This window comes from Elioraea sp. (assembly GCF_051860475.1).
In the GTDB taxonomy this organism is placed as follows: Bacteria; Pseudomonadota; Alphaproteobacteria; order Acetobacterales; family Acetobacteraceae; genus Elioraea.
On sequence record NZ_JBHYDW010000038.1, the window covers coordinates 22,664 to 29,640 of the forward strand.

Annotated in this window: 6 protein-coding genes; 5 read left to right on the forward strand and 1 reads right to left on the reverse strand. The window is 70.4% G+C overall.

Going from position 1 to position 6,977, the window contains the following annotated elements; all coding sequences use genetic code 11:
- The first annotated feature begins 24 nt into the window (after nt 1-24).
- Nucleotides 25-981 carry a Bug family tripartite tricarboxylate transporter substrate binding protein gene (locus tag ACTIFU_RS09310; protein WP_439578026.1) on the forward strand — a complete coding sequence of 319 codons (957 nt, stop codon included), beginning with the start codon at nt 25-27 and terminating at the stop codon, nt 979-981.
- A 26-nt stretch (nt 982-1,007) separates the two neighbouring features.
- Nucleotides 1,008-1,991: a zinc-dependent alcohol dehydrogenase family protein gene (locus ACTIFU_RS09315; RefSeq protein WP_439578027.1), complete on the forward strand. Its 984-nt coding sequence runs from the start codon at nt 1,008-1,010 to the stop codon at nt 1,989-1,991.
- Nucleotides 1,992-1,994: 3 nt separating this feature from the next.
- On the opposite strand, the gene ACTIFU_RS09320 is transcribed toward ACTIFU_RS09315, so the two are convergent.
- Nucleotides 1,995-3,893 carry an ABCB family ABC transporter ATP-binding protein/permease gene (locus tag ACTIFU_RS09320; protein ID WP_439578032.1) on the reverse strand — a complete coding sequence of 633 codons (1,899 nt, stop codon included), beginning with the start codon at nt 3,891-3,893 and terminating at the stop codon, nt 1,995-1,997.
- A 43-nt stretch (nt 3,894-3,936) separates the two neighbouring features.
- Here ACTIFU_RS09320 and ACTIFU_RS09325 point away from each other — a divergent pair, with 43 nt between their 5' ends.
- From ACTIFU_RS09325 to ACTIFU_RS09335, 3 genes are all read left to right on the forward strand, one after another.
- Nucleotides 3,937-4,812 (forward strand): DUF4743 domain-containing protein, encoded by an 876-nt coding sequence (locus ACTIFU_RS09325; RefSeq protein WP_439578028.1) that lies wholly within the window; start codon nt 3,937-3,939, stop codon nt 4,810-4,812.
- Nucleotides 4,813-4,928: 116 nt separating this feature from the next.
- Complete coding sequence (locus ACTIFU_RS09330) at nt 4,929-5,138, forward strand: hypothetical protein (RefSeq protein WP_439578029.1); 210 nt, start codon at nt 4,929-4,931, stop codon at nt 5,136-5,138.
- 134 nt (nt 5,139-5,272) lie between these two features.
- Nucleotides 5,273-6,977 (forward strand): methyl-accepting chemotaxis protein (locus ACTIFU_RS09335; RefSeq protein WP_439578030.1); only part of this gene is annotated, 1,705 nt, incomplete at its 3' end.

Sequence of the window (6,977 nt, forward strand, 5' to 3'; positions counted from 1 at the left end):
TACGACACCGCAAGGAGAACCTGGATGCTGCGCAGACTCGTCGTCATGGCGCTTCTGGCGCTTTCGGTGCAGCCGGCGATCGCGCAGGGCTCCGGGCCGGTGCGGCTGGTGGTCGGCTTCCCGCCTGGCGGCGCGGCCGATGTCGTGGCGCGCCTGGTTGCCGATCAGCTGCGTGAACGGCTGAACATCACCATTGCGGTCGAGAACCGGCCCGGGGCCGCCGGCAATATTGCCGCCGAGCATGTCGCGCGCGCGCGACCCGACGGGCAGACGCTGCTGCTGGCCTCGGCCTCGACGCACGGCATCAACCCGACCCTGATGGCCCGCATGCCGTTCGACGCCGAGCGCGACTTCACGCCAGTGTCGCTGGTGACGATGGTACCATCGATCCTTGCGGTGCACGCGGGCCTGCCGGTGAGGACGCTCCGGGAGTTCATCGACTACGTGAAGGCGCGGCCCGGACAGCTGAACTACGGCTCGGTCGGCAACGGCACCACGCAGCACCTCGCCGGCGTGCTGCTGAAGAACCGCACGGGCGCGGACATGGTGCACGTGCCGTATCGCGGCCAGAACCTGCTGATCCCGGCGCTCATCACCGGCGAGATCCACGCCACCTTCAACAACATCGTCGCCGTGCAGGGTGGCATGGAGGCGGGGCAACTGCGCGGTCTCGCGGTCGCGATCGACGCGCGCTGGCCGACCCTGCCCGATGTGCCGACCTTCGCCGAGGCCGGGCTGCCTGATTTCCGCATCTCGAGCTGGCTCGCGCTGATGGGCCCGGCGGGGATGCCGGAGGCGATCGCTGCGCGCTACGCCGAGGCCATGCGGGCCGCGGTCGCCGAGCCGGCGCTGCGCCAGCGCCTGTTCGAGACAGGCAACTTCCCGGTCGGCAGCACGCCGGCCGAGCTGAAGGACTTCATCGCGAAGGAGATCGCGAGCTGGGGCGAGGTGGTGCGCGCGTCCGGCGTGCGGATCGAGTAGCCTGCCCCGCGATGCCCGGAACCGTCATGCGCGCGATGGTTCTGGAGCATCCCGGGCGCCCCCTCGCGCTGCGCTGCCTGCCCGTGCCGGAGCCCGGGCCCGGACAGATCAGGCTCCGCGTCGCCGCCTGCGCGGTCTGCCGCACCGACCTGCACGTCGTGGACGGCGAGCTGCCTGACCCCAAGCCGGGTGTCATCCCAGGCCACGAGATCATCGGCCGGGTCGAGGCGCTGGGGCCTGGGGTCGAGGGGCTCCGCGAGGGCGACCGGGTCGGCGTGCCGTGGCTCGGCTTCACCTGCGGCGCGTGCCGGTTCTGCCGGCAGGGCCGCGAGAACCTGTGCGAGGCCGCGCGCTTCACCGGCTACCAGCTCGATGGCGGCTATGCCGAGCACGTCGTCGCCGACGCCCGGTTCTGCTTCCCGATCCCGGAGGCATATGCGGATGTCGAGGCCGCACCGCTGCTCTGCGCCGGGCTCATCGGCCACCGGGCGCTGCGCATGGCTGGCGAGGCGCGACGGCTCGGCCTCTACGGCTTCGGCGCGGCGGCGCACATCGTCACGCAGGTCGCGCGCCACGAGGGCCGGCGCGTGTTCGCGTTCACCCGGCGCGGCGACACGGCGGCGCAGAACTTCGCCCGCACGCTCGGCGCGGAGTGGGCCGGCGGGTCGGACGAGGCCCCGCCGGAACCGCTCGATGCGGCGATCCTGTTCGCCCCGGTGGGCGCGCTGGTGCCGGCCGCGTTGCGCGCGGTCGATCGCGGCGGCGTGGTCGTCTGCGCCGGCATCCACATGAGCGACATCCCGGCCTTCCCCTACGAGATCCTGTGGCAGGAGCGCGTGGTGCGCTCGGTCGCGAACCTCACGCGGCGCGACGGCGCCGAGTTCCTTGCCATCGCGCCCCGCGTGAAGGTGCGCACGGAGGTCGAGACACTGCCACTTGAGCAGGCAAACGAGGCCTTGTCGCGGCTTCGCGACGGGCGCGTGACGGGCGCGCTCGTGCTCGTGCCGTAGCGTTCAGTCCGCCTCCGCCTCGGCCACGCGTGCGGCCTCGACCTCGGCCTCGGCCTCCGCGAGCTCGGCCTGACGGCGCCACATCTCGGCGTAGAGGCCATCCGTGGCGAGCAGCGCCGCGTGCGTGCCGCGCTCGACGACGCGGCCGTGGTCAAGCACCAGGATCTCGTCGGCGTCCATCACTGTCGAGAGCCGGTGCGCGATCACCAGCGTTGTGCGGTCGCGCGAGAGCTCCTTCAGGTTGGCCTGGATCTCGCGCTCGGTGCGGGTGTCGAGCGCGCTCGTCGCCTCGTCGAACACGAGGATCGGCGGGTTCTTCAGGATCGTGCGCGCGATCGCCACGCGCTGCTTCTCGCCGCCCGAGAGCTTGAGGCCCCTCTCGCCCACGCGCGTCTCGTAGCCGTCCGGTATCGAGACGACGAAGTCGTGGATGCGCGCGAGCCGAGCCGCCTCCTCCACCTCGGCATCCGTCGCATCCGGGCGGCCGTAGCGGATGTTGTAGCGGATCGTGTCGTTGAACAGCACGGTGTCCTGCGGAACGATGCCAAGCGCACGGCGCAGGCTGTCCTGCGTGACGGCGCGGATGTCCTGCCCGTCGATCGTGATGCGGCCGGAATCGACGTCGTAGAAGCGGAACAGAAGGCGCGAGATCGTCGACTTGCCCGCACCCGACGAGCCGACGATCGCCACCGTCGCGCCCGGCGGCACGGCGAACGACACGCCGTGCAGGATGTCGCGATCGGAGCGGTAAGCGAAGTGCACGTCCTCGAACCGCACCGCGCCCTCGGTGACCGCGAGCGCCTTCGCGTCCTGGGCGTCCGCGATCTCGCGACTCTCCGCCAGCAGGCGGAACATCGCCTCCATGTCGACGAGCCCCTGCTTGATCTCGCGATAGGCGAAGCCGAGGAAATTGAGCGGCACGTAGAGCTGGATCAGGAAGGTGTTGGCCATCACGAACTGGCCGACCGTCATCGTGCCCGCCGCCGTGCCGTACGCGGCGAGCAGCATCACCGCGGTGAGCCCAAGCGCGATGATCCCGGCCTGGCCCAGGTTCAGCATGTTCAGCGTCACCTGGCTCTTCACCGCCGCGCGCTCATAGGCACGCAACGCGGCGTCGAACCGCTTGGCCTCGTGCGCCTCGTTGTTGAAGTACTTCACCGTCTCGTAGTTCAGCAGGCTGTCCACCGCCTTGGTGTTGGCCTCCTGGTCGGTCTCGTTCATCGCGCGGCGGAACTTCACGCGCCACTCGGTGAACAGCAGCGTGAAGGTGACGTAGAGCGCGAGCGTGGCGAACACGATCGCCGCGAACTCCCACCCCAGCGCGGCCCAGATCACGATGCTCGCGAGGCCGATCTCGACCAGCGTCGGCAAGGTGCTGAACAGCGCAAAGCGCAGCACGGTTTCGATGCCACGCGTGCCGCGCTCGATCATCCGCGAGAGCCCGCCCGTCTGCCGGTCGAGATGGAAGCGCAAGGAGAGCGCGTGCAGGTGGCGGAAGGTCTTGAGCCCGACTGCGCGGATTGCCGCTTGGGCAACACGGGCGAACACGGCATCCCGCAGCTCCTGGAAACCGGAGGCGGCGAGGCGCAGCAATCCGTACCCCAGCACCAGCGCGATCGGCACCGCGATCAGCCCTTCGCGCGGGGCAAGCGCATCGACCGCGCCCGCCAGCACCAGCGGCACGGTGACGGTCGCGACCTTGGCCAGCGCCAGGAACACCAGCGCGGCGACCACGCGCATCTTCAGCGCCGGGTCGTCGGCGGGCCAGAGATAAGGGAGCAGGGTCTTCAGCGTCGCGAGATGCGACCGGCCGGTGGGCGGGGGTGAGGTCACGTGATTGGCGCTCCGTAGGTGCCCAGCATGTCGTGACGGCGGCGCCGGATCAAAGCCCCCGCCCGGCATCCCTGCCATCGCCCCTTGGCGTCCCCCGTGCTACCCGGCCGGCATGGACCTCGCCCCGTTCTTCCGCCACATCGACGCCTGCAACGACATCCCCTCGCCCGCTGGGTTCGAGCCGTTCCGGATCGAGGGACGGCCGGTGGGCTGGCTTGCGCCCGATCTCGTGCGCGCGCTCACCTACTGGCCGGCAGTGTTCCACTTCGACGCGGACGGGGTGGCGATGGCGAAGCGGATGCGCAGCCCGGGCGCGCGCTCGGATGCGCTCGCCCGGGTCTGCGAGGGCCTCGTCTCCGCCAACCTGATCCCGCGGCTGCGGTCCGAGCGCTACGACATCCGCGCCGAGCCCGGCGGGCTCAGCCTCGCCACGATCGACCGGGCCGCCGTGCCAGCCTTCGGCGTGCGCGCCGAGGGGGTGCACGTGAACGGGCTGGTGCGCCGCGCCGACGGGCTCTCGCTCTGGGTGGCGGTACGCGCGCGCGACAAGTCGATCGCGCCGGGCAAGCTCGACAACCTCGTCGCCGGCGGCATCCCGGCTGGGCTCTCCCCGGAGGAGACGCTGGTGAAGGAGGCCGGCGAGGAGGCGGGGATTCCGCCCGAACTCGCGGCAACCGCCCGGCGTGCGGGGCGGATCGGCTACGTGATGGCCTGGAACGAGCCACGCCAGGCGCGCGGCATCCGCCGCGACACCCTGCACGTGTTCGACCTTGACCTCCCCGACGGCTTCCTGCCCCGGCCCAACGATGACGAGGTCGAGCGGTTCGAGCTCTGGCCGATCGCGCGGGTGCTGGCGACCGTGCGCGAGACGGATGCATTCAAGTTCAACGTCAATCTCGTGCTGATCGATTTGTTCCTGCGCGAGGGACTGATCCCGCTCGGTGAGGCAGCGGGGCCGCTGCGCGCTGCGCTGGAACAGGGAGCCTGAGCGGCGCGCGCTTCACGTTCGCGAAACATCTCCGGTGCATCCTCCTCCGTTGCGGAGGTGAGGCGCAGCGCCTCCGCGGCACCAACGACAAAAACTGCGCGAGGAAGGAACGCTCGATGCTTCGTCGCCTGTCCACGGACACGCGCCTCGGCCTGCGTTTGGCCGCTGCCCTGGTTCTGCCCCTCGTGACCGTGCTCGTGCTGGCCATGATGCAGACCTCGAATCGCTGGCAGACAGCGGACGAGATGGGCCGGGCGAGCGAGCTTGCCCGCCTCTCGCTCCTCTCTACAGATCTCAGGAATATTCGTATTATTCTGTATTCATAATTTTATCTTTCGGTGACGAAGCTGTGAGATAGTTTGGACTCGTATGATTCGGCCAGAGGCGTTCCCTCTCGCGTCTGTGCGGACCCTCTCCCCCCAGCGTCAGCCTCTCCCCCAGCGTCAGAAGGAAGACGACGATGTCGTTCCAGAACGTCCGTGTCGTGTACAAGGTCCTCGTGCTTGTCGGGCTGCTGGTGACGGCGACCGCTGCCGTCGCCATCACCGGCAAGATCGGCCTCGGCCATCTCGCCCACAACATCGAGCGAGTTGAACAGGCCGAGAAGGCCGCGATCGCCGCCTCGGTGGCGTCGGAACGGGTGCTCGAACTCGAGGTCGCCGAGCTCGTGCTCGCCGCGAACCCGACACCGGAGCAGGTCGCCGCGGCCGAGCCGGAGATCGCCGGGATCAGCGCCGGGATCGAGCGGACGCTGGGCGAACTCCGCCAATCGGCGGACGCCGAGGCATTAGCCCTGCTGCAGCAGGCAGAGACGGCGCTGCGCGCCTATCGCGCCGGTGTCGACGAGACCATCAGTAGGGCCCGCCGGCTGGGCTCTGGCGTGACACTGAGCGAGGCGCAGCGCGAAATCGTTGACGCCGCGCTGGCTGGCCGTGTGCGCGCCAAGGCCGCGCTCGATGCCCTGCATGCTTTCGACGATCTGATGGAGAAGCGCGCGCACGACATCGTCGAGGCGTCGAACGCCGAGGCCGCGCAGCTCACCTGGGTGATGGTCGTCGCGACGGCTATCAGCGTGCTCGGCGGCCTCGGGCTCGGCTGGTGGATCGGCCGCAGCCAGATCGCCCGGCCGATCGAGCTGTCCGTCGCGCGGCTGCGGACGCTGTCCGATGGCGACACGGAGAGCCCGATCTACGGCGAGGGCCGCCAGGACGAGGTCGGCGACATCGCCGCCACCATGGCCGTCTTCCGCGACAACCTGATCCGCACGCGCGAGATGCAGGAGGAGCTCAAGCGCAAGGACGAGGAGGCGAGGCAGGAGCGGCGGCGCGCCGCGTTCGAGGCGGCGACCCGCTTCGAGGGCGAGGTCGGCGCGGTGGTGAAGGGCGTTGCGGCGTCCGCGACGGAGCTTGAGGCGACGGCGACCGGCATGGCCGCGGGCGCGGAGGAGACCTCGCGCCAGGCGACCGCGGTGGCGGCAGCCGCCGAGCAGGCGAGCGCGAACGTCCAGACCGTCGCCTCGGCCGCCGAGGAACTCTCCGCCTCGATCGCCGAGATCAGCCGCCAGGTGTCCGAGAGCACGCGGATTGCCTCCGAGGCGGTGTCGGAGGCGAGCCGCACCAACACGACGGTTGAGTCGCTCGCCTCGAGCGCCAACCGGATCGGCGAGGTGGTGCGTCTGATCAACGACATCGCCGGCCAGACCAACCTCTTGGCGCTGAACGCGACCATCGAGGCGGCGCGTGCGGGCGAGGCGGGCAAGGGCTTCGCGGTGGTGGCGAGCGAGGTGAAGAACCTCGCCTCCCAGACGGCGAAGGCGACCGAGGAGATCGGCGGTCAGATCGCGGCGGTGCAGGGCGAGACGGGGAAGGTGGTGGAGGCGATCCGTGCGATCGGGGGGACGATCGAGAAGATCAGCGGCATCGCGGCGTCGATCGCGGCGGCGGTGGAGCAGCAGGGCGCGGCGACGGCCGAGATCGCGCGCAACGTGCAGCAGGCAGCGGCCGGGACCGGGGCTGTGTCCGCCAATATCGGTTCGGTGCAGGACGCGGCGTCGGGCTCGGGCGCGGCAGCGGCGCAGGTGCAGGGGGCGGCGGCCGAACTCAGCCGCGGCGCCGAGACCCTGCGCAGCCAAGTCGAGCGCTTCCTCACGGAGATGAAGGCCGCCT